At 65.7% G+C, this 24,919-nt stretch carries 17 protein-coding genes; 5 read left to right on the top strand and 12 right to left on the bottom strand.

The features are described from left to right. Positions 1-8 precede the first annotated feature (8 nt). The 3 genes from acnB to ACYVD7_RS08055 are packed head-to-tail and all read right to left on the bottom strand — an operon-like array spanning position 9 to position 3,355. On the bottom strand, positions 9-2,639 hold the full coding sequence (gene acnB / locus ACYVD7_RS08065; RefSeq protein ID WP_460761388.1) for a bifunctional aconitate hydratase 2/2-methylisocitrate dehydratase: 2,631 nt from the start codon (positions 2,637-2,639) through the stop codon (positions 9-11). Positions 2,640-2,678: 39 nt separating this feature from the next. Then, positions 2,679-3,092: a type II toxin-antitoxin system VapC family toxin gene (locus ACYVD7_RS08060; RefSeq protein ID WP_460761385.1), complete on the bottom strand. Its 414-nt coding sequence runs from the start codon at positions 3,090-3,092 to the stop codon at positions 2,679-2,681. Beyond that, on the bottom strand, positions 3,089-3,355 hold the full coding sequence (locus tag ACYVD7_RS08055) for an AbrB/MazE/SpoVT family DNA-binding domain-containing protein (RefSeq protein ID WP_460761382.1): 267 nt from the start codon (positions 3,353-3,355) through the stop codon (positions 3,089-3,091). The genes ACYVD7_RS08060 and ACYVD7_RS08055 overlap by 4 nt, the downstream gene beginning before the upstream one ends. Before the next feature lie 796 nt (positions 3,356-4,151). On the opposite strand from ACYVD7_RS08055, the gene acnA reads away from it, so the two are divergent. The 3 genes from acnA (at position 4,152) to ACYVD7_RS08040 (ending at position 8,233) form a co-directional block, all read left to right on the top strand. Beyond that, complete coding sequence (gene acnA, locus ACYVD7_RS08050) at positions 4,152-6,917, top strand: aconitate hydratase AcnA (protein WP_460761379.1); 2,766 nt, start codon at positions 4,152-4,154, stop codon at positions 6,915-6,917. A 210-nt stretch (positions 6,918-7,127) separates the two neighbouring features. After that, the gene (locus tag ACYVD7_RS08045) at positions 7,128-7,733 is read left to right on the top strand and encodes a pyridoxamine 5'-phosphate oxidase family protein (RefSeq protein WP_460761376.1); all 606 of its coding nucleotides are present in this window, start codon (positions 7,128-7,130) and stop codon (positions 7,731-7,733) included. A gap of 110 nt (positions 7,734-7,843) precedes the next feature. Beyond that, entirely contained in the window at positions 7,844-8,233 is a 390-nt protein-coding gene (locus ACYVD7_RS08040; RefSeq protein ID WP_460761373.1) for a VOC family protein, read from the top strand. 111 nt (positions 8,234-8,344) lie between these two features. Here ACYVD7_RS08040 and ACYVD7_RS08035 read toward each other — a convergent pair whose 3' ends face one another. After that, on the bottom strand, positions 8,345-8,791 hold the full coding sequence (locus ACYVD7_RS08035) for a YybH family protein (RefSeq protein ID WP_460761371.1): 447 nt from the start codon (positions 8,789-8,791) through the stop codon (positions 8,345-8,347). Between the two features lie 230 nt (positions 8,792-9,021). On the opposite strand from ACYVD7_RS08035, the gene ACYVD7_RS08030 reads away from it, so the two are divergent. Both ACYVD7_RS08030 and ACYVD7_RS08025 read left to right on the top strand, forming a co-directional pair. After that, the gene (locus ACYVD7_RS08030) at positions 9,022-10,698 is read left to right on the top strand and encodes a long-chain fatty acid--CoA ligase (protein ID WP_460761368.1); all 1,677 of its coding nucleotides are present in this window, start codon (positions 9,022-9,024) and stop codon (positions 10,696-10,698) included. Between the two features lie 195 nt (positions 10,699-10,893). Then, positions 10,894-11,778 (top strand): crotonase/enoyl-CoA hydratase family protein, encoded by an 885-nt coding sequence (locus tag ACYVD7_RS08025; protein ID WP_460761366.1) that lies wholly within the window; start codon positions 10,894-10,896, stop codon positions 11,776-11,778. A 189-nt stretch (positions 11,779-11,967) separates the two neighbouring features. Here the strand turns inward: ACYVD7_RS08025 and ACYVD7_RS08020 are convergent, their stop codons facing one another. The 8 genes from ACYVD7_RS08020 to carB all read right to left on the bottom strand — a co-directional run bounded on the left by ACYVD7_RS08020 (position 11,968) and on the right by carB (position 24,913). After that, positions 11,968-14,118 carry an ATP-binding protein gene (locus ACYVD7_RS08020; protein ID WP_460761362.1) on the bottom strand — a complete coding sequence of 717 codons (2,151 nt, stop codon included), beginning with the start codon at positions 14,116-14,118 and terminating at the stop codon, positions 11,968-11,970. Positions 14,119-14,132: 14 nt separating this feature from the next. Beyond that, positions 14,133-15,194, bottom strand: coding sequence for an HD domain-containing phosphohydrolase (locus ACYVD7_RS08015; RefSeq protein WP_460761360.1), 1,062 nt, complete (start codon positions 15,192-15,194; stop codon positions 14,133-14,135). A gap of 161 nt (positions 15,195-15,355) precedes the next feature. Next, entirely contained in the window at positions 15,356-16,864 is a 1,509-nt protein-coding gene (gene lysS, locus ACYVD7_RS08010) for a lysine--tRNA ligase (RefSeq protein ID WP_460761357.1), read from the bottom strand. A 177-nt stretch (positions 16,865-17,041) separates the two neighbouring features. Then, a protein-coding gene (gene prfB, locus ACYVD7_RS08005; RefSeq protein ID WP_460761354.1) for a peptide chain release factor 2 occupies positions 17,042-18,170 on the bottom strand; the annotation gives its coding sequence in 2 pieces (ribosomal slippage) (positions 17,042-18,094 and positions 18,096-18,170; 1,128 coding nt in all). 170 nt (positions 18,171-18,340) lie between these two features. Continuing rightward, the gene (recJ, locus tag ACYVD7_RS08000; RefSeq protein ID WP_460761352.1) at positions 18,341-20,059 is read right to left on the bottom strand and encodes a single-stranded-DNA-specific exonuclease RecJ; all 1,719 of its coding nucleotides are present in this window, start codon (positions 20,057-20,059) and stop codon (positions 18,341-18,343) included. Further along, the gene (locus tag ACYVD7_RS07995) at positions 20,056-20,985 is read right to left on the bottom strand and encodes a phosphoglycerate mutase (protein ID WP_460761349.1); all 930 of its coding nucleotides are present in this window, start codon (positions 20,983-20,985) and stop codon (positions 20,056-20,058) included. The genes recJ and ACYVD7_RS07995 overlap by 4 nt, the downstream gene beginning before the upstream one ends. A gap of 3 nt (positions 20,986-20,988) precedes the next feature. Next, the gene (gene greA / locus ACYVD7_RS07990; protein ID WP_460761877.1) at positions 20,989-21,453 is read right to left on the bottom strand and encodes a transcription elongation factor GreA; all 465 of its coding nucleotides are present in this window, start codon (positions 21,451-21,453) and stop codon (positions 20,989-20,991) included. A gap of 208 nt (positions 21,454-21,661) precedes the next feature. Then, complete coding sequence (gene carB, locus ACYVD7_RS07985) at positions 21,662-24,913, bottom strand: carbamoyl-phosphate synthase large subunit (RefSeq protein ID WP_460761347.1); 3,252 nt, start codon at positions 24,911-24,913, stop codon at positions 21,662-21,664. Between the last annotated feature and the right edge of the window lie 6 nt (positions 24,914-24,919).

Genomic DNA, 24,919 nt, shown 5'->3' with positions numbered 1-24,919 from the left:
CGACGCGCTTACGCAGCCACGACCTTGTCCGCGACCTCGCGGTATTCCTCGATCTGGTCGAAGTTCATGTAGCGGTAGACCTTGTCACTATCGGCCTTGAGTACGCCGACGTCCGCCATGTACTCCTCGCGCGTCGGGATGCGGCCCAGGCGCGAGCAGATCGCAGCCAGTTCCGCCGAACCCAGGTACACGTTGGTGTTGCGGCCCAGGCGGTTCGGGAAGTTGCGGGTCGACGTCGAGAACACCGTCGCGCCTTCGCGCGCCTGCGCCTGGTTGCCCATGCACAGCGAGCAGCCCGGCATTTCCATGCGCGCACCGGCGGTGCCGAAGGTGCCGTAGTGGCCTTCCTTCGTCAGCTCCGACGCATCCATCTTGGTCGGCGGCGCGACCCACAGGCGGGTCGGGATGTCGCGCTTGCCTTCGAGCAGCTTGGCAGCGGCGCGGAAGTGGCCGATGTTGGTCATGCACGAACCGATGAAGACTTCATCGATCACCGCACCGGCGACGTCGGACAGCGTCTTCACGTCGTCCGGATCGTTCGGGCAGGCCACGATCGGCTCGACGATCTCGTTCAGGTCGATGTCGATGACGGCGGCGTACTCGGCGTCCGCATCGCCTTCCAACAGCTGCGGGTTGGCCAGCCAGCCTTCCATCGCCTTGATGCGGCGCGACAGCGAACGCGGGTCGGCATAACCCTCGGCGATCATCCACTTCAGCAGCGTGATGTTGCTGGTGAGGTATTCGATGATCGGTTCCTTGTCGAGCTTCACCGTGCAGCCGGCAGCGGAGCGTTCGGCCGAGGCGTCGGACAATTCGAATGCCTGTTCGACCTTGAGCTGCGGCAGGCCTTCGATCTCCAGGATGCGGCCGGAGAAGATGTTCTTCTTGCCTTGCTTCGCGACGGTCAGCAGGCCCTGCTTGATCGCGGCCAGCGGGATCGCATTGACGAGGTCACGCAAGGTCACGCCCGGCTGCATCTCGCCCTTGAAGCGGACCAGCACCGATTCGGGCATGTCCAGCGGCATCACGCCGGTGGCCGCGGCGAACGCGACCAGGCCCGAACCGGCCGGGAACGAGATGCCGACCGGGAAGCGCGTGTGCGAGTCGCCGCCGGTACCGACGGTGTCGGGCATCAGCATGCGGTTGAGCCAGCTGTGGATCACGCCATCGCCCGGACGCAGCGCGATGCCGCCACGGTTGCTGATGAAGGCCGGCAGCTCGTGGTGCGTCTTGACGTCCACCGGCTTCGGATAAGCCGCGGTGTGGCAGAACGACTGCATCACCAGATCGGCGGAGAAGCCCAGGCACGCCAGGTCCTTGAGTTCGTCGCGCGTCATCGGACCGGTAGTGTCCTGCGAACCCACCGAGGTCATCTTCGGCTCGCAGTAGGTGCCCGGACGGATGCCGGCCTGCACGCCGCCGGCTTCCGGCAGACCGCAGGCGCGACCGACCATCTTCTGCGCCAGCGAATAACCCTTGCCGGTATCGGCCGGGTTCTGCGGCAGGCGGAACAGCGTCGACGTGGGCAGGCCCAGCGCTTCACGCGCCTTGGCGGTCAGGCCGCGGCCGACGATCAGCGGGATGCGGCCGCCGGCGCGGACTTCGTCGAACAGCACGTCGGACTTCACCGCGAACTCGGCGATGACCTGGCCATTCTTGATCGCCTTGCCCTCAAACGGACGCAGCTCGACCACGTCGCCCATGTCCATCTGCGATACGTCGAGCTCGATCGGCAGCGCGCCGGCGTCTTCCATCGTGTTGTAGAAGATCGGGGCGATCTTCGACCCCAGGCACACGCCGCCGAAGCGCTTGTTCGGGATGAAGGGGATGTCTTCGCCGGTGAACCACAGCACCGAGTTGGTCGCGGACTTGCGGCTGGAACCGGTGCCGACCACGTCGCCGACGTAGGCAACCAGGTGGCCCTTGTCTTTCAGCGACTCGATGAACTTGATCGGGCCGCGCTTGCCGTCTTCTTCCGGCACGATGCCGTCGCGCGCGTTCTTCAGCATCGCCAGCGCGTGCAGCGGGATGTCGGGACGCGTGGTCGCGTCGGGTGCGGGCGACAGGTCGTCGGTGTTGGTTTCGCCGGTGACCTTGAACACGGTGATCGTCAGCGATTCCGGCACTTCCGGCTTGCTGGTGAACCATTCGGCGTCGGCCCAGCTCTGCAGCACGGACTTGGCGTTGGCGTTGCCCTTCTCGGCCTTGTCCTGCACGTCGTGGAAGGCATCGAACATCAGCAGCGTGTGCTTGAGCGCTTCGGCCGCGACGGTGCCGACCTGCGCATCGTCGAGCAATTCGACCAGCGGATGGATGTTGTAGCCGCCCAGCATGGTGCCCAGCAGTTGCGTGGCGCGTTCACGCGAGATCAGCGCGCTCTTTTCGGTGCCGAAGGCGATGGCGGCGAGGTACGACGCTTTGACCTTGGCGGCATCGTCGACGCCGGCCGGAACGCGGCTGGTGATCAGATCGAGCAGGAATTCGCCTTCAGAAGACGCCCCCTCGCCCGCCGGCCCGCTTTGAACCGGCACGGTCTTGAGCAGCTCGATCACGTCGGCGGTCTGCTGCGCGGTCAGCGGCAGGGGCGGAATGCCCAGGGCGGCGCGTTCGGCGACGTGTTGGCGGTAGGAAGCGAGCATCAGGAACTCCATGTGTGGCGGTGTTGAAAGGGTCGGGATTCAAGCGGAAGGAACGACCAGCTTGAGTCCCTTGAAATACTGGCGATAGAAAGCGTCGTCGCGGGTGATCAGGCCATCGCACTGCAACAGCGCGTGCGCCCCGATCAGGAAATCGGGCAGCGCCCGGGTCTGTGCCCCGCCCCGCTGGCGGTAGCGGCGTTGCATCTCGCCGGCGCGCAGGGCGGACTTGGATTCGATCGGGCTGAAACGGATGCTCATTTCCTCGAGCACCGTGAGCGCCTCGGCGCCGTCGTGCAGCGCGCTGCAGACTTCAGCCAGCGCGACATCGCTGATCACCACCGGGCCATTGCTCAGGGCTTGGCGCAGGCAGGCCTCGGCAGCGTCCGCCTGCGGGCCGTTGGCCAGCAGGTCGATCAGGACCGAGGCATCGATGGCGATGGTCGTCGCGCTCACGACTCAGCCGTCTCCGAGGGTTCGGCCGGCTCGCCGGACTCGGCGGGCGCGCGGATCGCGCGCATCGCCTGGTCGGTGGAATCGAACCCGTCGAGCCTGAAGCGGCCGCGGGCCTTTGACACGGCGTCGTCCACGCTCTTGCGCAGGACGATCCGGTTGCCCTCCAGCTCCACCTTCAGCAGGCTCCCCTTGGTCAGCCCCAGGGCATCACGCACGGCCTTGGGCAGGGTGATCTGGCCACGTTCGGCGACGGTCGCTTCCATGGGCGGGCTCCGGTCAGGTATGCATGAATTTTACATACCGGCGACTTCATACTCAATTGACGCGGCGCACGGATTCAGGGGGCCGACAACAAAGTAACCAGCGGACAACCGGAAACCTGAACTCGTCATTCCCGCGAAGGCGGGATCCAGAGGCGTGGCTTCAGCGACCTGCAGGCGCGGGATCCCCCGCCTTCGCGGAGATGACGGTCGGAGGTATCCCGATACCTCCCGAGGGTTCATCCGATACCTCGCAGTCGCCTCGGAATCCCTCCCGAGGTATCGCGCAAGGGTCCGGAGGCATTCCGGATGGGTCGCGAGGTATCGGTCGATACCTCCGGAGGGTTCCGGAATAGGTCCGGAGGGTTCGCCCGGGCCTCGTGAGGGTTTCGGAATGGGTCGGGAGGTATCGATCCATATCTCGCGAGGGTTCCCGGACAGGTCGCGAGGTATCCGCTGATACCTCCGGAGGGTTCCGGAATCGACTCGGAGGTATCGCGGCATACCTGCGTAGGCGGGTCTTGACCCGCCAGACCGCTTACCCGTCATACCGACCAAACGGGCGGACAAGCGCCTCGCTCCTGACCTCGACAGACTTCGCGGGCGGCGGGTCGAGACCCGCCCCAACCCGTGCAGCTCACGAACCCCGGTCCGCTCCTTCCCATTCCCGTAACGATGTGGACGCGAGCCTTCGCCCTGACGCGTTCATAATCGATCCGTCCTGCCGCGGGACTGCGTCGCAGGGCGGGTCTTGACCCGCCACAACGCCCCCTCGAACACGCCACAAGGAGCTCCCCCCATGTCGCTCGACTCCTTCGCCACCCGCGCCCAACTCGCGGTCAACGGCAAGTCCTACACGTACTTCAGCCTGCCCGAGCTCGGCAAGCGCTTCGACCTGTCCAAGCTGCCCTACTCCATGAAGATCCTGCTGGAGAACCTCCTGCGCCATGAAGACGGCGGCATGACGGTCGGCAAGGACCACATCGAAGCCGTGGCGCAGTGGGACGCGACAAAGGAACCCGACACCGAGATCGCCTTCATGCCGGCGCGCGTAGTGCTGCAGGACTTCACCGGCGTGCCCTGCGTCGTCGACCTGGCGGCAATGCGCGACGCGGTGAGCAGGCTCGGCGGCAACCCCAGGCAGATCAACCCGCTGATCCCGTCCGAACTGGTCATCGACCACTCGGTGCAGGTCGACGTGTTCGGCCGCGCGGACGCATTGGAACTCAACGGCAAGATCGAGTTCGAGCGCAACAAGGAACGCTACAGCTTCCTGCGCTGGGGCCAGAAGGCGCTGCAGAACTTCAAGGTGGTGCCGCCCAACACCGGCATCGTCCACCAGGTGAACCTGGAGAACCTCGCCCGCGTGGTGATGGCGCGCGACGTGGACGGCGTCATGCAGGCCTTCCCCGACACCGTGTTCGGCACCGATTCGCACACCACGATGATCAACGGCATCGGCGTGCTCGGCTGGGGCGTCGGCGGCATCGAGGCCGAAGCCGCGATGCTCGGCCAGCCCTCGTCGATGCTGATTCCGCAGGTGGTCGGCTTCAAGCTCACCGGCAGGCTGCCGGAAGGCACGACCGCGACCGACCTGGTGCTCACCGTCACGCAGATGCTGCGTTCGCTCGGCGTGGTCGGGAAGTTCGTCGAATTTTTCGGCGACGGCCTGCAGCACCTGCCACTGGCCGATCGCGCCACCATCGCCAACATGGCGCCGGAATATGGCGCGACCTGCGGCATCTTCCCGATCGACGTCGAGGCCATCAATTACCTGCGCCTGTCCGGCCGCAGCGCCGAGCAGATCGCGCTGGTCGAGGCCTACGCCAAGGCGCAGGGCCTGTGGCACGACGCAAGCTCGCCGCATGCCACCTACTCCGCCACGCTCGAGCTCAGCCTGGGCGACGTGAAGCCCTCGCTCGCCGGCCCCAAGCGCCCGCAGGACCGCGTGTTGCTGGAAGCGGTCAAGGACAACTTCCTCACCAACCTGGAAGGGCTGACCGCCAACCGCAAGCCGCGCGCGGAATCGCTGGCGCGGCTGGTCGGCGAAGGTGGCGACCAGACCCAGGCCCAACACCTCGCGGCCAAGCCGAAGTCGAAGATCCGCATCAAGGACCAGGACGCCGAGCTGCACGACGGTTCGGTGGTGATCGCGGCGATCACCTCGTGCACCAACACCTCCAATCCCGCGGTGATGCTCGGCGCCGGCCTGCTCGCGCGCAACGCGGTGAAGCTGGGATTGAAGGCGAAGCCGTGGGTGAAGACTTCGCTTGGCCCGGGCTCGCTGGTGGTCACCGATTACCTGAAGAAAGCCGGCGTGCTCGCCGACCTGGAGCAGTTGGGTTTCTTCGTGGTCGGCTACGGCTGCACCACCTGCATCGGCAACTCCGGTCCGCTGCCGGACGAAGTGTCCAAGGGCATCGCCGAGAACGACCTGGCGGTGGCATCGGTGCTGTCGGGCAACCGCAACTTCGAAGGCCGCGTGCACGCCGAGGTGAAGATGAACTACCTCGCCTCGCCGCCGCTGGTGGTGGCGTACGCGCTGGCAGGTACGGTCGATATCGACCTGACCAGGGAACCGCTCGGCCACACGCCGGACGGCAAGGACGTGTTCCTGCGCGACATCTGGCCGAGCAACAAGGAAATCGGCGACACCATCGCCGCGACCGTCGGCCCGGAACTGTTCGCGCAGAACTACGCCGACGTGTTCAAGGGCGATTCGCGCTGGAACCAGATCGACTCGCCCGAAGGCGAATCGTTCCGCTGGGACGAGGCGTCGACCTACATCAAGAACCCGCCCTACTTCGACGGCATCGGCATGCAGGTCGGCTCGATCGACGACATCCACGGCGCCCGTGTCATGGGCGTGTTCGGCGACTCGATCACCACCGACCACATCTCGCCGGCGGGCAACATCAAGAAGGACTCCCCGGCCGGCCGTTTCCTGCAGGCGCGTGGCGTGCAGCCGGCGGACTTCAATTCCTATGGTTCGCGCCGTGGCAACGACGACGTGATGGTGCGCGGCACCTTCGCCAACATCCGCATCAAGAACCTGATGCTCGGCGGCGAGGAAGGCGGCAACACGCTCCATTACGCAAAGGACGGCGGCGCTGGCGAGAAGCTGGCGATCTATGACGCCGCGATGAAGTACCGCGCCGACGGCGTGCCACTGGTGGTGTTCGCCGGCAAGGAATACGGGACGGGCTCATCGCGCGACTGGGCGGCCAAGGGCACCAACCTGCTCGGCGTGAAGGCCGTCGTGGCCCAGAGCTTCGAGCGGATCCATCGCTCCAACCTGGTCGGCATGGGCGTGCTGCCGTTGCAGTTCAAGGATGGCGAGAACGCGCAGTCGCTGGGACTGGATGGCTCCGAAGTCGTCAGCATCACCGGGCTGGCCGACGGCGCCGCGAAGACGGCGACGGTGAGCGCGCGCAAGTCCGACGGCACCACGACGACGTTCGAGGTGAAGGTGCTGATGCTGACGCCGAAGGAAGTCGAGTACTTCCGACACGGCGGCATCCTGCATTACGTGCTGCGGCAGCTGGCGTCGAAGAAGGTGGCGTAGTCGCTTCCGGAGCGGGCGGAAGCCCCGCCCTTGCGCGGCACGCGCATGGGCGCTCAGCGGCGCACGCGGCCGTGCCGCATAAACGCGCCGCTTCCCCCGCCACGGCGGCATCCTGCATTACGTTCTGCGGCAGCTGGCGTCGAAGAAGGTGGCGTAGCCGGCTTCGCAATGGCTGGAAGCACGGTTCCAACAGGAACACCGGGAGGACGCATGGCCAACGCCCCGATGTATCACGAAGGCATGCGGAAACTGCAGGCGTCGCGTGAAACGCGACCCCTCGCGGACCGCCTAGAGCAGGTCACCGTGCATTCGGCTTTCACCGATGAGGACCGAGCCTTCATCCAGCGCTGTTGCATGTTTTTCATCGCCACCGCCGACGCCGGTGGCCAACCGGACTGTTCGTACAAAGGTGGGCTGCCGGGTTTCGTGCGTGTCCTGGATGACCAGACACTGGCCATTCCGGATTACGACGGCAATGGCATGTACCGGACCTGGGGAAACGTTCTCGTCAACCCGCAAATCGGATTGTTGTTCGTGGATTTCGAGCAACCAAAGCGACTGCGTGTAAACGGCACGGCACGGATCGCGGAGGATGACCCGCTTCGCCCTGAGTTCCCGGGCTGCGTGTTCATCGTTCGCGTCACGGCCGACAGGATCTTCCCCAACTGCCCCCGCTATGTGCACAAGATGCAGCTGGTGGAGCACTCCGTGCACGCGCCTCGACCGGACCATGAGCCGCCGGTCCCGGCATGGAAGACGTATGAAGTCTTTCGCGATGCGCTACCAGCGCGCGATCGCGAAGAAACGCAGGACTGAGCCGTCGTGGTCGTCCGCCTGCCCATGAAGAAGGTACTGGTAGCTCATTCGAACCGGGGTGGCTTCGCAGCCCTGCCCTGCCCGGTGTCAGGCTTGCAGGAGCTCTCCCGATGAAGCGCACGTGGACGATCCTTGGGGTGGATGACGTGGCTCGCAGTGCTACGTGGTACCAGTCGCTCTTTGGCCAGCCATTAACGCCGCCTGCCCACGATTACTTCGGGCAGATCCTCGACTCGGATGGCACGGTCCTGCTCTGCCTCCACGCATGGGGTGCGCACGACCATCCTTCCCTGCTGAGCCCCGATCACGCGAAGCCCGGCAACGGGCTGCTGCTGTTTTTTCGGGTGGACGATTTCGACAGGGCCCTGCCAAGGGCAAGGGCGCTTGTCTCCCCGCTGGAAGAAGAGCCCCACGTCAATCCGAACACGGGAACCCTGGAGTTTTCGCTTCGGGATCCGGACGGGTATTACGTGACGATCAGCGCGCTGTCCGCGGACTGACAATTCATTCAATTCACTTCAACCAACCCGCTTTGCGCTCGGCTTGCGGTGTTGCTGTCGGCTTCGAAACGCGCCAGGAACTGAGGCGCTGCTCCTCCGAACGGCGCCCGGCTACAGGTTCGGCGTCCACTGCGCATTGACCAGGCGCCAGTCGTCGTCGACCTGGCGCCACGCGGTCTCGACGTCGTACAGGCGCCCACTGTCCGGCAGCATCCCTGCGCCTCCGGTCAGCGCGGCGGTGAAACGTACGGTCGCCTGCCGGCCGCGCAGCTCCACCTGCACTGGCCCGAGGGTGACGCCGACGTCCTGGTAACGCAGGAACATCAGCTGCGCCATCCTGCGCGCCGCCTTGCGATCCATGCCGTCGGGCCCGATGAAGTCCTCCGCCAGCAGGTCCTCCACCGCGCCGGCATCCCGGCTCTCGATGGCGTGCTGCAGCGAAGCCACCGTGTCGCGCAGCACCTGTTCCGGTGGCGTGCGTGAGCATCCGCCCAGGCAGGTCGCCATCATCAGCAGCGCCAGTGCCGCCGCTGCCACGCCCGTGCGATGGAATCTCATCGGCTTCGTCCTCACGATGCGGCTTTCAATCGTTGCCAGCCTACCGCCATCACGATGCCCGGGTAGCCGCCTTGCCAGCCTTGGGGGCCTATGCTCCAATCGGGTCAACCGTACGGCAGCGCATTCGCCGGTACGCGCGTCACGTGCAACTTTGGCGCGACGCCGGCCGACGGAAGGACGCCGTGAACAGGCCGCATCAAACCTGGGCGCACCAATCTAAGGGGATCGCGATGAGCAATGAACGTCCGTGGCTGGCCGAGTACCCGGAAGGGGTGCCGACTGAGATCGACGTCAACGAGTTTCCATCCGTTGTCTCGGTGCTGCAGAAGGCCATCGACGCCTATCGTGACCGCCCTGCATTCGCCAACCTCGGCAAGGTGATGACCTACGGCGAGATCGATCGCCTCAGCAAGCAGTTCGCGGCGTACCTGCTGGGCGAGCTCGGTCTCAAGAAGGGCGATCGCGTCGCGATCATGATGCCCAACTGCCTGCAGTACCCGATCGCGATCTTCGGCACGCTGCGTGCGGGCCTGACGGTGGTCAACGTCAACCCGATGTACACCGCGCGCGAACTCAAGCACCAGCTGGTCGACTCCGGCGCCAGCGTGCTGCTGGTCCTCGACAATTTCGGCAACACGGTGCAGGAAGTGATCGCCGAGACGCCGGTCAAGCAGGTGATCACCACCGGCCTGGGCGACATGCTGGGCTTCCCGAAGGGCCCCATCGTCAACTTCATGCTGCGCCACGTGAAGAAGATGATTCCGGACTACGCGATCGCCGGCGCGGTGCGGTTCCGCGACACGCTGGTGCTCGGCCAGCTCAAGACCTTGCCCGCGACGGAAATCGCGTCGGACGACATCGCGTTCCTGCAGTACACCGGCGGCACCACGGGCGTGTCCAAGGGCGCGATGCTCACCCACCGCAACCTCGTCGCCAACATGCAGCAGGCGTCGGCGTGGGTGGGATCGAACGTGAAGTACGGCGAGGAAATCATCGTCACCGCGCTGCCGCTGTACCACATCTTCGCGTTGACGGCGAACTGCCTGGTCTTCATGAAGTTCGGTGGCCTCAACGTGATGATCACCAATCCGCGCGACATGCCCGGCTTCGTGAAGGAACTCAAGAAGATCCCGTTCACCGCGATCACCGGCGTCAACACGCTGTTCAATGGCCTGCTGAACACGCCGGGCTTCGACCAGGTCGATTTCTCGCACCTGCACCTGACCCTGGGCGGCGGCATGGCGGTGCAGCGCGCCGTGGCCGAGCGCTGGAAGCAGGTCACCGGCGTCACGCTGGTGGAGGCCTACGGCCTCACCGAGACCTCGCCGGCGGCGTGCATCAATCCGATGGACCTGAAGGCGTACAACGGCGCCATCGGCCTGCCGATCCCGTCGACCAATGCCTGCGTCAAGGACGAGGACGGAAAGACCCTCGCCATGGGCGAAGTCGGCGAGTTGTGCATCAGCGGCCCGCAGGTGATGAAGGGCTACTGGCAGCGCCCGGAGGAGACCGCCAACGTCATCGACAAGGACGGCTGGCTGCACACCGGCGACATGGCGAAGATGGACGAGAAGGGCTACTTCTACATCGTCGACCGCAAGAAGGACATGATCCTGGTATCCGGCTTCAACGTGTACCCCAACGAGGTCGAGGACGTCATCGCGATGATGCCCGGGGTGCTGGAAGTCGCCGCGGTGGGCGTTCCGGATGAGAAGTCGGGCGAAGCGGTGAAGGTCGTCATCGTGAAGAAGGATCCGGCGCTGACCGCCGAAGACGTGAAGGCGCACGCACGCGCCAACCTGACCGGCTACAAGCATCCCAAGTACGTCGAATTCCGGACCGAACTGCCCAAGACCAATGTCGGCAAGATCCTGCGTCGCGAATTGCGGGACAAGCCCGCAGCCTGATCTCGCAGCCTGATCTCGCAGTCTGATCCGCGCCTTCCGTCAGCTTTTTCGCATTTTCCACGCCCGCAACGGCCTCGCCTTGCGGGCGTGTTGCGTTACGGGCATAGAATCGGGGCGTCGGACGCACCGGAGTTATCTAAAACCCACGCCGTCCTGAAACGCGACCGGCCGGACGGCTTCTCCCAGGGGATTGCCATGTCTGCCGTTCACCCGTTTTTCCGCAACGACCGGAACTCCACCCTCCGCACGGACGAAGATGCAGAAAACGCCGTGCACTGGCTGTACATGCATGCCCATCTCGTGCAGTCGCCGGGGCGGGCATGTTTCTCGCCGCGCCTGGTCGACGACATCCTCGACTACCAGCGCGACCTCTCGCGTCGCCTACGTACTGAAACCATGCGTGGCGGAGCAACGAGACTTCCGCATGTCGTGCTTGCATCGGAAAACAACGCCTTCAACCTGGGCGGCGACCTTGAACTGTTCTGCCGGCTGATCCGCCAGGGCGATCGCGAAGGACTGCTCGGCTACGCGCGCCAGTGCGTGCGCGGCGTGCACGCATTCCACACCGGGTTGGGCGCAGGTGCGCACACCATCGCGCTGGTGCAGGGCGACGCGCTGGGCGGCGGGTTCGAGGCCGCACTGAGCTGCCACACCATCGTCGCCGAGGAAGGCGCGCTGATGGGCCTGCCTGAAGTGCTCTTCGACCTTTTCCCCGGCATGGGCGCCTATTCCTTCCTGTGCAAGCGCATTCCCGCGGTGCAGGCGGAAAAGCTGATGCTCGAAGGAAACGTCTATGAGAGCGAACAGTTGTACCGGATGGGATTGGTGGACGTGCTGGTGCCCAAGGGCGAAGGCGTCCGCGCCGTCGAGGAGATCGTGAAGACGAACCGCCGCATCCCGCATGCGCGTGCCGCGATGCAGCGCGTGCGCTCGCTATCGCAGCCGGTGACGCTGGAGGAAATGATGCGGATCACCGAGATCTGGGTGGACACCGCACTGCAACTGGGCGAGAAATCCCTGCGCACGATGGAACGCCTGGTCCGCGCGCAGTACCGTCGCCAGGATGAAGCGATTGCGTGAGGAAGGCCTGGTGAAGCGCCAAGGCTCGGCCTGGGTGAGTCCAGGGGTCATGCGTCGAAATCGGCCAGCGCACTGGTCGGCTTCCGCCTGACCCCTTGAGTGGCATGTACCTCGAACGGCTTGCCTCAGGCTGCCTGCCTCAAGCTGCGTGCCTCAAGGAGCCCGGAAGCCCGTTCGGCCGCGATCGACTCAGTCCCCACCGGGCTGGTGATCGCCGTGGCTTTCCCCGGACGTGGTGAGCCGTCGCAACTCCACGCGCGCCTGCTGCGCCGTGGATTCGACCAGCCGATCGAGGTCGCCCACCAACCGCCCGCCATCCCGCGATAGCGCCGCGACGCTGTTCCCCATCAACTGCCGGCAACGGTCGCCGAGCGATTTTGCGCCGAGGTTCTCGGCGACGCCGCGCATGGCGTGTGCGGCTTCATGCAGGGCCTCGCCATCGTGGTCCGCCGCTGCCTGCTGGATCTGGCCCATGCAGCGCCCCACGTCGCGCAGGCACTGCTCCACGAACTGCCGCAGGAACGCATCGCCCAACTGCATCGAGGCCAGTTCATAGAGCACCGTGGCGATTGTCGAACCCGCGACTGTGGTGCCCTCGCCCGCCTCGCGCAGCTCCTTGGCGCCCAGCGCCGCCCGCGCCAGCGTGTCGAGCAGGCGCGCGACCACCACGGGCTTGGTCAGGAACGCGAATGCGCCCGCCTGCTCCGATTCCTGTCGCGCCTGCACGGTCGCGTCGGCGGACAGCACGATGAAGGGCGTGCGTCGTCCGCCCGCCTGCAGCACCCGCCCCTGTCGCAGCACGTCGAAGCCGCTCAGTCCGGGCATGTGCAGGTCGACCACGACGGCATCGAAGGTTTCTTCGGCCAGCCGGTCCAGGGTCTGTTCGCCGTCCTCGACGAGCGTCACCCGGTGGCCCGCGCGTTCGAGCAGGCGCTGCAGGACGATCCGGTTGGCTTGCTGGTCGTCGGCGACCAGGATCGAGAGGCTGCGCACGCGCGCGCGGTGGCGCACGAAGGGATCGTCGAAGGCGATGACCTTGGCCGCGCCGGTGCGCGGGTCCGCCGGCGCATCGTGGACTTCCTGCACCACCATCGCCAGCGGCACGTCGATCCAGAAGTGCGTGCCGCCGCCCGTGTTGTCGTCCACGCCGATCCGGCCGCCCATCAGCTCGGTGAGGGTCTTGGCGATGGTCACGCCCAACCCGCTGCCGCCGAAGCGCCGGTCGCGGCCGCTGTCGACCTGTTCGAAGGCATCGAAGATGCGCTCGCGCGCCTCGCTGGGAATGCCGACACCGGTGTCGCGTACGGAAAAACGCACCTGCAGCACGTCCGCATTGCGGGAGAGTTCGTGTGCATGCAGGGCCACGACGCCGCTGGCAGTGAACTTGATCGCGTTGTTCAACAGGTTCAGGAGCACCTGCAGCAGGTGCTGTGAGTCACCGCGCAGGACCAGCGGCAACCCGGTGTCGCACTCGCAGCGCAACTCCAGTCCTTTCACGCTGGCCTGCTGGGCGACCATCCGGCGTACCCGGTCGACCAGGGCACGCAGTTCGAAGTCCTGCGCCTGGGTCCGCAGCTTGCCGGCTTCGATGGCGGAAATGTCCAGCACGTCGTCCACCAGCAGCAGCAGCGCCTGCGCGGAGGTGTGGATGATTTCCGAGGACTCGCGCTGCTCCTTGTCCAGCTTGCCGGTCGACAGCAGTTCGGCCATGCCGATGATGCCGTTGAGCGGCGTGCGCAGTTCGTGGCTCATGTTGGCGACGAAGCGGCTCTTGGCTTCGTTGGCACGGCGGGCTTCGTCGACGGCGCGAGTGAGCGCCTGCAGCAGGGAATCGAAATACAGCGGCACCGCGACCAGCCCGATCAGCAGGCCCCACGACAGGAACGGGTTGGTGTGCCAGTAGTCGGAAAACGTGATCACGCAGAAGAACGACACGGTCGCCATGGCCGTCGCCGCTCGCAGGTAGCGGTGGCCGTAGCGCATGCCGTTGCCCACGGTCACCCACAGGTAGATCGAGTACAGCGGGGCCGCGGGTTCGCCCTCCAGGCACATCACCAGGCATAGCGCCGTGTAGTCCGCCACCATTCCGACCGCGCGGCGCACATGCGAAATGCCGGGATTGCGCAGCATCGCGCCCAGCAGCACCACCGACACCACCAGTTCGCCCAGCAGGATCAGCCAGGTCAGCGACAGCGACGGGCTGGCGTCGTGGTTCAGCACGCGCCAGCCCATGTAGATCGCGAACAGTCCGGTGATGACCGTGCGGACGATGGCCTGTCCGTGCTCGCTGTCGCTGCGATCCGACAGGCGCGACTTCAACTGGCGCAGGAAAGCGAGCATCCGCTACTCCATGATCAACCTGGGACGCCCGGCCGTCCTTGCCGTTGCGAATAGCGGCTGCACACGTCGTCCAGCCTGCCGCGGGCACGCATCAACGCATCGACGCACTGCGGGTCGAACAGTCGTCCGCGCTGCGAGCACAGATAAGCCAATGCCTCGTCGATGTCCCAGGCATGCTTGTAAGGACGTGGCGATATCAACGCGTCGAACACATCCGCCACCGCCACGATCCGTGCTTCCAGCGGGATCTCCTCGCCCACCAGTCCATCGGGATAGCCGGTGCCGTCGAAGCGCTCATGGTGGCGCAGCGCGACCACCGCGCCGGCCTGGATGAAACGGTTGTGGCTTCCACCCAACAGCTGGTAACCGATCAACGGATGCTGGCGCATCACGCGGGTTTCTTCCTCGGTCAGCGGGCCCGGCTTGAGCAGCACCGAGTCGGGAATCGCGATCTTGCCGACATCGTGCAACGGCGCGGCCATCTCGACCATGCGCGCCTCGTCTTCCGGCAGGCCGAGCGTTTCCGCGATCAGCCCGGCGACGTGCGCCATGCGCTCCAGGTAGGAACTGGTGCCGGCGTCGCGGTATTCGATCGCGCGTGCCAGCCGCTGCAGGGTCTCGCGCTCGCGCTCCTCGACCTCGTGCATGCTGGCCAGCAGGCGCTGCTCCAGCGACAGGGCGCGTTGTTTGGTGTTCTCGGACTGCTGCCGCAGCTGCAGCAGGTTGCGGCAGCGCGCCCGCAGCTCGCGCGGGCGGACCGGCTTGACCAGGAAATCGATGACGCCGGCGTCCAGCGCGGCCTGGCGGACGGGTTCGTCGCCGACGACCGTGACCAGGATGATGGGGATATCACGATGCAGCGGCGTGCGACGGAAGCGGCGGGCGAACTCCAGCCCGTCGATGCCCGGCATGCGGTAGTCGAGCAGCAGCAGGTCCGGCTGGTTGGTTTCGCACCAGTCCAGCGCGGTCGCAGGCTCGCCGAAGTCATGCACCCGGAGCTCGGCTGCGATGTCCTCGATGATGTGGCGCAACATCGTCCGCGCCGAAGTCTGATCATCGACAATCACGACATCCACGCATCATCCCCCTTGTGTGATCGATGCCGCATTCCTGGCGGCCTGCACGGAGCATAGCGCGCCCGGCGTCCAGGTGACAGGAACGGCCGGGCGGATATTGCGCGAATGATTGCGTGTTGAATGTGCAGCCGCGCCCGCATTGGCGCGGGGCGGCTGCGGAATCAGGCTTCCGGACGCATGTACGGGAACAGCAGCACGTCGCGGATCGAGGCAGAGCCCGTCAACAACATGACCAGTCGGTCGATGCCGATGCCCAGGCCACCGGTCGGCGGCAGGCCGACTTCGAGTGCGCGAATGTAGTCGACGTCGAAGTGCATTGCTTCATCGTCGCCGCCTTCCTTCGCTTCGACCTGCGCCTGGAAACGTGCGGCCTGGTCTTCGGGATCGTTGAGCTCGGAAAAGCCGTTCGCCAGCTCCTTGCCGTTCACGAAGAGCTCGAAGCGGTCGGTGATGCCCTTCTCCGTGTCGCTCTCGCGCGCCAGCGGCGAGACCTCAACCGGGTAATGGGTGATGAAGGTCGGCTGCTCCAGCTTGCCTTCGACCGTCTTCTCGAAAATCTCCAGCAGCAGCTTGCCCCAGCCGTAGCCGGCCTTCACCGGGACGCGCAGGCGCTCGCAGTGCCTGGCCAGCGCATCGCGGTCGCGGCAGTCGGCAACGCTGATTTCCGGGTTCTTCTCGCGGACGGCTTCGTCCAGGCGCCAGCGGCGGAACGCGGGGCCGACGTCGATGGTGACACCGTCCCACTCCATCACCGTGGTGCCCAGCACTTCGCTGGCGACGTCGCGGATCAGGTTCTCGGTGAGGTCCATGATCTCGTTGTACGTGGCGTAGGCCTCGTACAGCTCGAGCATCGTGAATTCAGGATTGTGGCGGGTGGAGACGCCTTCGTTGCGGAAGTTGCGGTTGATCTCGTACACGCGCTCCAGGCCACCGACGGTCAGCCGCTTGAGGTAAAGCTCCGGGGCGACGCGCAGGAACAGCTGCAGGTCCAGCGCATTGTGGTGGGTCACGAACGGCTTGGCCGCAGCGCCGCCGGGGATGTAATGCATCATCGGCGTTTCGACTTCGAGGAAGCGGCGCGCGTCCAGCCACGCACGCATCGCGCGGATGATGCGCGAGCGCTTGACGAAGACCTCACGAGATTCCGGCGACACGATCAGGTCGACGTAACGCTGGCGGTAACGCTGCTCGACGTCGGCGAGGCCGTGGAACTTGTCGGGCAGCGGGCGCAACGCCTTGGTCAGCAGGCGCAGCACGTCTGCCTTCACCGACAGTTCGCCAGTCTTGGTGCGCGTGAGCACGCCCTCGGCCGCGATGATGTCGCCGGCGTCCCAGCCCTTGAAGGCTTCGTAGGTGTCGCCGAGGGTGTTCGACTGCAGGAACAGCTGGATGCGGCCGGATTCGTCCTGGATCTGCACGAAGCTGGCCTTGCCCATCACGCGCTTGAGCAGGATGCGGCCGGCGATGGCGACGCGGTGGGCCTTGCCTTCGAGCGCTTCGGCGGACCACTGCTCCGCATCGGCGTACTGCGCCTGCAGGTCGCCCGCGTAGTCGGCACGACGGAAGTCGTTCGGGTACGCAACGCCCTGCCCGCGCAGCGCCGTGAGTTTGGCGCGACGCTCGGCGATCAGGTGGTTCTCGTCGGGCGGCAGGGTCGTTTCGTCTGTCATGGGTGTCGGGTTCGCTTGTGATCGTCATTTCCCGCGACGGCGGGAGTGCTTTTTATACAGTGGGGCGGGTCGTCGGGCGGATTTGCATGATGCCGACGCTTCACACCGGCATCGCATTGACCCCTTGAACTGGTGCAGTTGCCGCCGCGGGCGCGCGGATAGCGACGGGCCTGGGGATCAGGCCGCGTCGCTGCGTTTCGCACCGACTTCCAGTCCGGATTTCAGGCTGGCCTCGACGAATTCGTCCAGGTCGCCATCCAGCACCTTCTGCGTGTCGCTGCGTTCGATGCCGGTGCGCAGGTCCTTGATGCGGCTCTGGTCCAGCACGTAGTTGCGGATCTGGCTGCCCCAGCCGATGTCGGACTTGGTGGCTTCCACTGCGTCGCGTTCGGCGTTGCGCTTCTGGATTTCCAGTTCGTACAACTTGGCGGCGAGCATCTTCATCGCGTTGTCACGGTTCTGGTGCTGGCTGCGGCCGGTCTGGCACGCCACGACTATCCCGCTCGGGACGTGGGTGATGCGCACCGCGGACTCGGTCTTGTTGACGTGCTGGCCACCGGCGCCGGACGAGCGGTACACGTCGGTCCGCAGGTCCGCCGGATTGATCTCGATGTCGATGTTGTCGTCGACTTCCGGCGACACGAACACCGAGGTGAAACTGGTGTGTCGGCGATTGTCGGAGTCGAAGGGCGACTTGCGCACCAGACGATGCACGCCGGTTTCGGTCTTGAGCCAGCCGTAGGCGAAATCACCTTCGACGCGGACGGTGGCGGACTTGATGCCGGCAACGTCGCCGCCGCTGGCTTCCATCAGCTCGGTCTTCCAGCCACGCGATTCGCACCAGCGCAGGTACATGCGCAGCAGGATTTCCGCCCAGTCCTGCGCCTCGGTGCCACCGGCGCCGGCCTGGATGTCGACGAAGGCATTCGACGAATCCATCTTGCCGGAGAACATGCGCTGGAACTCCAGCTTCTCGACGTCCTTGGCATAGCGTTCGACATCGTCGACCACCGCCAGCGCGGTGCCTTCGTCGTCTTCCATCTCGGCCAGTTCGAGTAATTCGTTACCGCCGACCAGGCCATCAGTGAGGTCGCGGATGCCGTTCACGACCTTCTCCAGCTGCGAGCGTTCGCGGCCGAGGGTCTGGGCGTTTTCTGGGTTGTTCCAGATGTCGGGGCTTTCCAGCTCCCGGTTTACTTCTTCGAGACGTTCGACCTTGTGGTCGTAGTCAAAGATACCCCCTGAGCGAATCGAGCCGGTCCCGGAGGTCGGCGATGCGCTGGCGGACGGGATTCAGCTCGATCATGGGTTGCAACTTGGTTGGCTGAGGGGAGCCGCTAATTGTAGGGCGGGTCCTGACCCGCCGCCATGGCGGAGCCAGTGGGTCGTGTGCAGGGGCGCTGGATTGAAACCGTTTCGGCCTGTCTGGACAGTCGAGACATTGCTGGCTGCCCGGATGGCGGGTCAAGACCCGCCCTACACAGGCTCGCGGTGGACCACTACCAGCTGCACGGCGTCGCCGCCGCGGTAGTCGTCGGGTTCCAGGCGGTAGGCGATGCGGATGCGTCCCGTCGGGCGCTGCCCGTCCCAACCGCCAAAATGGATGGCGTTGAGGCGCAGGCCGGCATGGCCAAGTTCCAGCTTGAGGTGGCGTTCGCCGATCACGCGCGAATTGAGCACTTCGAACTCGCCGTCGAACTGGGGCTCCGGGAACGCCTGCCCCCAAGGCCCGGCATCGCGCAGGAGTTCGGCATGGCGGCGGTTGAATTCGGCGACCTGGAGCTCGCCATCGCTGACGATCTCGGCCTGCAGCTGCTCCGCGGTGAGCCAGCGGGCGGCGCAGTCGCGGAACGCCTGTTCGAACGCGGGCAGTGCCGACAATGACAGCGACAGTCCGGCCGCCATCGCATGACCGCCGAAGCGTTCGATCAGCCCAGGATGACGCGCGTCGATATCAGCCAGGGCATCGCGGATGTGGAAGCCGGGGATCGAACGCGCCGAGCCACGCAGGCGGTCGCTGCCGGGTTCGACCGGCGCGAAGGCGATCACCGGGCGATGCAGGCGTTCCTTCATCTTCGAGGCGACCAGGCCGACGACGCCCGGATGCCAATCGGCGTCGAACAGGCAGACCGCGATGCGTTCGCTGATCGTGTCGTCCAGGGCGATCGTGTCGAGTGCCCGCTCGGCCTCATCGGTCATCTGCTGCTGGACGGCGCGGCGCTCGCTGTTGATCTCGCTGAGCGTCGCGGCGATGTCGCGCGCCTGCGTCACGTCATCGGTCAGCAGGCATTCGATGCCGAGGGCCATGTCCTCGAGGCGGCCGGCGGCATTGATCCTCGGCGCGATGGCATAGCCGATGTCGCTGGCGGTGAGTTTCGACGGATCGCGGCCGGCGACTTCGATCAGCGCGTTCAGCCCGGCACAGCCCTGCCCCGTGCGCAGGCGTCGCAGCCCGGCCGAAACGAGGGCGCGATTGTTGACGTCGAGCGGCACCATGTCAGCCACCGTGCCGACCGCGACCAGGTCGAGCAGCGCCGACAGGTCCGGCACGGCATCGGCGAAGTGGCCCGCGTCGCGCAGGCGGCGGCGCAGCGCGAGCAGCACATAGAACATCACGCCCACGCCGGCCAGCGCCTTGCTCGGGAACGCGTCGCCGCGCTGGTTCGGGTTGACGATGACATCCGCCGACGGCAGCGTCTCGGCGGGATGGTGATGGTCGGTAACGAGCACGTCCCAGCCGCGCGCCTTGGCTGCCGCGATCCCGGCATGGCAGGCGATGCCATGGTCGACCGTGACTACCAGTTCCGGCTGCAGCGCCGCGAGGTCTTCGACCAGTCCCGGCGTCATGCCGTAACCGTGCACAACGCGGTTGGGCACCGCATGCGAGACGCGACGCGCACCCAGCATGCGCAGGCCGCGCACGCCCACCGCACAGGCCGTCGCACCATCGCAGTCGAAGTCGCCCACCACAACGATATGGCGATCGTTCGCCATGGCGTCGGCCAGCAACGCGGTAGCGGCATCCAGCCCGCCCAGCAGGTCTGGCGGCAGCAGGTTGGCGAGCCGCGGCTGCGCCTGATCGGCGTTGACGGCGCCTCGCGCGGCATACAGGCGCGCCAGCAGGTTCGGGAATCCCTCCGGCCAGACGCCCGCATCCACGCGCTCGCGACGCAGCAACCTGGGATTGGCCTTCATGCCGCGATGGCGCGCAACGGGCGGCGCCAGAAGCGCCAGCGCTGGTTGGCGCGCAGCACGAAACGCGTACCGTCGGCAAAGTCGAGCGTGGCCTGCGCGATCGCGCCTGAGCGAACATCGCCAAGCATCGGCAAAAGCCAATGCGACTGCAGCGCTGCCAGGTCCCGGATGTGGCGCAGGTCGAACACGCGTTCGCCCTCCCCCGGCTGCCATCGCGATGGCAAGGCCATCGCCGGCACGCCGGCGACACCGGCGAATGCACGGAAGGCGTCGTCATCGCTGGACATGGCGGAGAACGGTGTTCGCACATGGTCGGGCAGGATGCTGCCGCCCCAGAACCACAGCGAATTCACTGGCGGCTTGCCCGCTGCGGCACGCTGCGCATTCACCGGATGGTTGTGCAGGACGACCTGCGCCTCGCTCAGCAATGCACGCCAGCGGCGCCCTTCCGGGCCATCGGGCAGGTGTTCGAACAGGTCCGCGCCGAGCGCGTCGTCCGGACCGGTGAACGTCGGCAGGCGGGCTTCGCGCGGGAGTGCCAGGTACCAGCGCGAAGGAACCGGCGCGTCGATCTGGAAACCCGAGTCACCGAACAGCGGGCGTAGCGGCCGCAGCAGTTCGCGGCACTCGTCGTTGCTCAACGACAGGCCTTCGCCATAGGCCAGCAATCGCGCACCGTTGATGTCCGGGTGGATGTATGCGGGATCGGCGCGTAGCCAGGCGGAAATCGATGCGTCGCCGGCGTCGCGCTGACGGGTGACGGCGGCGACTGGCCAGCCGCGCGGCAGGATGTCGAAGACACGGGTGCGCTGGTCGCCCGAGGCGGCCTCGCGATCGGCACGCCCCAGGGATTTCGCGGCTTCCTCGGACAGACGCTGCGCGCCGAAACTGGCACGTTCGGGTAGCAGCAGCGTCGTCGTGTTCATCGATCAGCCCAGGTAGCTGACGCCGATGATTTCGTACTCGCGGGTGCCGCCCGGCGCCTCGATGGTGATGATGTCGCCTTCGTGCTTGCCGATCAGGGCGCGCGCCACCGGCGAGGAAATCGCGATCATCCCCAGCTTGATGTCGGCTTCCAGGTCACCAACGATCTGGTACTTCCTTTCTTCGTCCGTCTCGGCATCGGCCAGCTCGACGGTGGCGCCGAACACGACGCGCGAGCCGGCATTGAGCGACGACACGTCGATGACCTGGGCATGCGACAGCTCGGCTTCGAGCTGCTTGATGCGGCCTTCGATGAAGCCCTGCTGTTCGCGGGCCGCGTGGTACTCGGCGTTTTCCTTGAGGTCGCCGTGCGCGCGGGCTTCGGCGATCGCGCTGATCACGGCCGGACGCTTGACCGACTTCAGCTCGTCCAGCTCGGCGCGCAGGCGTTGCGCGCCTTTCAGGGTAATGGGTGCTCGCATTTCTCTTTGTTCCTTATGGCCGACCTGGCGGCTGGCTACCTTTCAGATAGCCGGATTCTCTATCAGATAGTCATCCCCGCGAAGGCGGGGATCCAGTGACCTTGATTCTCTGCACGACTGGCGGCAAAGGCAACGCCTCTGGATTCCCGCCTTCGCGGGAATGACGAGCAATACAAAAGCTACAACAGCTACAGCGTCACGCCGCGCCGTTGATCTCCGCGTGCAACTCCTGCAGCGACCACACCGGACCGGTGCCGCGATAGTCAAGCGAGTTCACCAGCGCACGCGCGCCGGAAACGGTCGTCGAGTAGGTGACGCGCTGCTGCAACGCTTCCCGGCGGATGGAGAACGAATCGTTGATCGCCTGGCGCCCTTCGGTGGTGTTCACGATGTAGACGATCTCGCCGTTCTTGATCAGGTCGACGACGTGCGGACGTCCTTCGGCAACCTTGTTGATCCGTTCGCATGCGAGGCCTTGCGCAGCCATGAACGCGTGGGTGCCTTCGGTGGCCACCAACGTGTAGCCGCGCTTGATCAGGTCCTGCGCCACGGACAGCACGCGAGTCTTGTCCGGGTCGCGCACGGAGATGAAGACCTTGCCGGTTTCCGGCAGCGCCTTGATGCCACCGGCTTCCTGGGCACGCGCCATCGCGGCGCCGAAGTTGCGGCCCACGCCCATGACTTCGCCCGTGGAACGCATTTCCGGGCCGAGGATCGGATCCACGCCCTGGAACTTGGCGAACGGGAAGATCGCTTCCTTGACCGAGTAGTAGTCCGGGATGATTTCCTTCGTCGCGCCCTGCTCTGCCAGCGTCTGGCCGACCATGCAGCGTGCGGCGATCTTCGCCAGTGCCATGCCGGTGGCCTTGGACACGAACGGCACGGTGCGCGAGGCACGCGGGTTCACTTCGATCAGGTAGACGGTGTCGTTGCCCTGTTCGTCGAAGGTGATCGCGAACTGCGTGTTCATCAGGCCGACGACATTCAGCGCCTTGGCCAACGCGACCACCTGCGCACGGAGCTTTTCCTGCACGGCCGGGCTCAGCGAGTACGGCGGCAGCGAGCACGAGGAGTCGCCCGAATGCACGCCAGCTTCCTCGATGTGCTCCATGACACCGCCGATCAATACGTTGCCGTGCTTGTCGGCGATCACGTCAACGTCGACCTCGACCGCGTTGTCGAGGAACCGATCAAGCAGCACCGGCGAATCGTTCGACACCTTCACCGCATCACGGATGTAGCGGGTCAGGTCGGCGTCGTCATGCACTATTTCCATGGCGCGGCCACCGAGCACGTAGCTCGGGCGCACGACCAGCGGATAACCGATCTGCGAGGCAAGCAGCAGCGCCTCGTCCGGGTTGCGCGCGGTGCGGTTCAGCGGCTGGGCCAGGCCCAGGTCCTGCACCAGCTTCTGGAAGCGCTCGCGGTCCTCGGCCAGATCGATCGAATCGGGCGTCGTACCAACGATCGGCACGCCGTTGGCTTCGAGCGCACGCGCGAGCTTCAACGGCGTCTGGCCGCCGTACTGCACGATCACGCCCTTGGGCTTCTCCAGGTCGCATATCTCCAGCACGTCTTCCAGCGTCAGCGGCTCGAAGTACAGACGGTCGGAGGTGTCGTAGTCGGTCGACACGGTCTCGGGGTTGCAGTTGACCATGATGGTTTCATAGCCGTCCTCGCGCAGGGCGAGCGCGGCATGCACGCAGCAGTAGTCGAACTCGATGCCCTGGCCGATGCGGTTGGGACCGCCGCCGAGCACGATGATCTTGTTACGGTCGGTCGGCTGCGCCTCGCATTCGTCCTCGTAGGTCGAATACAGGTACGCGGTACTGGTGGCGAATTCTGCCGCGCACGAGTCCACGCGCTTGTACACCGGACGCACCTTCAGCGCGCGACGCAGCGTGCGCACGGCGGTTTCGTCGGTTGCAGTCAGCTGGGCCAGGCGCGCGTCGGAGAAGCCCATGCGCTTGAGTGCGCGCATGCGCTTGGCGTCCAGCGCGGCCAGGCCGCCGATGGCGACGTCCTTCTCGGCCGCGATGATTTCCTCGATCTGGTCGAGGAACCACGGGTCCACGAAGGACAGCGCATGCACGTCTTCCACGCTCATGCCGGCGCGGAAGGCGTCACCAATGTGGAACATGCGTTCCGGGCCCGGCTCCTTCAGTTCGCGCTTGAGCGTGGCGATGCCGTCTTCGCTGGCCAGGTCCAGGCCGGTGGGGTCGAGCCCGACCTTGCCGGTTTCCAGGCCACGCAGGGCCTTCTGCAGCGACTCCTGGAAGGTGCGGCCCATCGCCATCACCTCGCCCACCGACTTCATCTGCGTGGTGAGGCGTGCATCGGCCTGCGGGAACTTCTCGAAGGCGAAGCGCGGGATCTTGGTGACGACGTAGTCGATGGTCGGTTCGAACGACGCCGGGGTCTTGCCGCCGGTGATCTCGTTGCGCAGCTCATCCAGCGTGTAGCCGACCGCGAGCTTGGCCGCGATCTTGGCGATCGGGAAGCCGGTGGCCTTCGACGCCAGCGCCGAGGAACGCGACACGCGCGGATTCATCTCGATGACGACGACGCGGCCGTTCTTGGCGTTGATGCCGAACTGCACGTTCGAACCGCCGGTATCGACGCCAATCTTGCGCAGCACCGCGATCGAGGCATCGCGCAGGCGCTGGTATTCCTTGTCGGTCAGGGTCTGTGCCGGAGCGACGGTGATCGAGTCGCCGGTGTGCACGCCCATCGCATCGAAATTCTCGATCGAGCAGACGATGATGCAGTTGTCCGCCTTGTCGCGGACCACTTCCATCTCGAATTCCTTCCAACCCAGCACCGATTCCTCGACCAGCACTTCGGTGGTCGGCGACAGCTCCAGGCCGCGGGTGACGATCTCGACCAGTTCCTCGCGGTTGTAGGCGATGCCACCACCGCTGCCGCCGAGGGTGAAGCTCGGGCGGATGATGGTCGGATAGCCGACGCGGGTCTGGATGTCGAGCGCCTGTTCCAGCGTCCTGGCGACTTCCGCCTTCGGGCATTCCAGGCCGATTTCCTTCATCGCGACGCGGAACAGCTCGCGGTCCTCGGCCATGCGGATGGCGTCGCGCGAGGCACCGATCAGCTCCACGTCGTACTTCTCCAGCACGCCGTTGTCGGCGAGGTCGAGTGCACAGTTGAGAGCTGTCTGGCCGCCCATGGTCGGCAGCAGTGCGTCGGGCTTTTCCTTTGCGATGATCTTCTCGACCGTCTGCCAGTTGATCGGCTCGATGTACACGGCGTCGGCCATGTTCGGGTCGGTCATGATCGTTGCGGGGTTGCTGTTGACCAGCACCACTCGGTAACCCTCGTCGCGCAGGGCCTTGCACGCCTGGGCGCCGGAGTAGTCGAACTCGCAGGCCTGTCCGATCACGATCGGACCGGCGCCGATGATCATTACGGTCTTGATGTCGGTGCGCTTGGGCATGGTGTC

It is taken from the genome of Lysobacter fragariae, assembly GCF_054779775.1.
Note: the sequence above shows the minus strand (reverse complement) of the source record. Positions and strands in the feature narration are given on the sequence as shown.

What these genes read in the sequence shown, in the direction of transcription:
- acnB (WP_460761388.1), bottom strand. Translation starts at nt 2,639, where the DNA reads ATGCTCGCTTCCTACCGCCAACACGTCGCCGAACGCGCCGCCCTGGGC.
- ACYVD7_RS08055 (WP_460761382.1), bottom strand. Translation starts at nt 3,355, where the DNA reads ATGGAAGCGACCGTCGCCGAACGTGGCCAGATCACCCTGCCCAAGGCC.
- acnA (WP_460761379.1), top strand. Translation starts at nt 4,152, where the DNA reads ATGTCGCTCGACTCCTTCGCCACCCGCGCCCAACTCGCGGTCAACGGC.
- ACYVD7_RS08045 (WP_460761376.1), top strand. Translation starts at nt 7,128, where the DNA reads ATGGCCAACGCCCCGATGTATCACGAAGGCATGCGGAAACTGCAGGCG.
- ACYVD7_RS08040 (WP_460761373.1), top strand. Translation starts at nt 7,844, where the DNA reads ATGAAGCGCACGTGGACGATCCTTGGGGTGGATGACGTGGCTCGCAGT.
- ACYVD7_RS08035 (WP_460761371.1), bottom strand. Translation starts at nt 8,791, where the DNA reads ATGAGATTCCATCGCACGGGCGTGGCAGCGGCGGCACTGGCGCTGCTG.
- ACYVD7_RS08030 (WP_460761368.1), top strand. Translation starts at nt 9,022, where the DNA reads ATGAGCAATGAACGTCCGTGGCTGGCCGAGTACCCGGAAGGGGTGCCG.
- ACYVD7_RS08025 (WP_460761366.1), top strand. Translation starts at nt 10,894, where the DNA reads ATGTCTGCCGTTCACCCGTTTTTCCGCAACGACCGGAACTCCACCCTC.
- ACYVD7_RS08020 (WP_460761362.1), bottom strand. Translation starts at nt 14,118, where the DNA reads ATGCTCGCTTTCCTGCGCCAGTTGAAGTCGCGCCTGTCGGATCGCAGC.
- lysS (WP_460761357.1), bottom strand. Translation starts at nt 16,864, where the DNA reads ATGACAGACGAAACGACCCTGCCGCCCGACGAGAACCACCTGATCGCC.
- recJ (WP_460761352.1), bottom strand. Translation starts at nt 20,059, where the DNA reads ATGAAGGCCAATCCCAGGTTGCTGCGTCGCGAGCGCGTGGATGCGGGC.
- ACYVD7_RS07995 (WP_460761349.1), bottom strand. Translation starts at nt 20,985, where the DNA reads ATGAACACGACGACGCTGCTGCTACCCGAACGTGCCAGTTTCGGCGCG.
- carB (WP_460761347.1), bottom strand. Translation starts at nt 24,913, where the DNA reads ATGCCCAAGCGCACCGACATCAAGACCGTAATGATCATCGGCGCCGGT.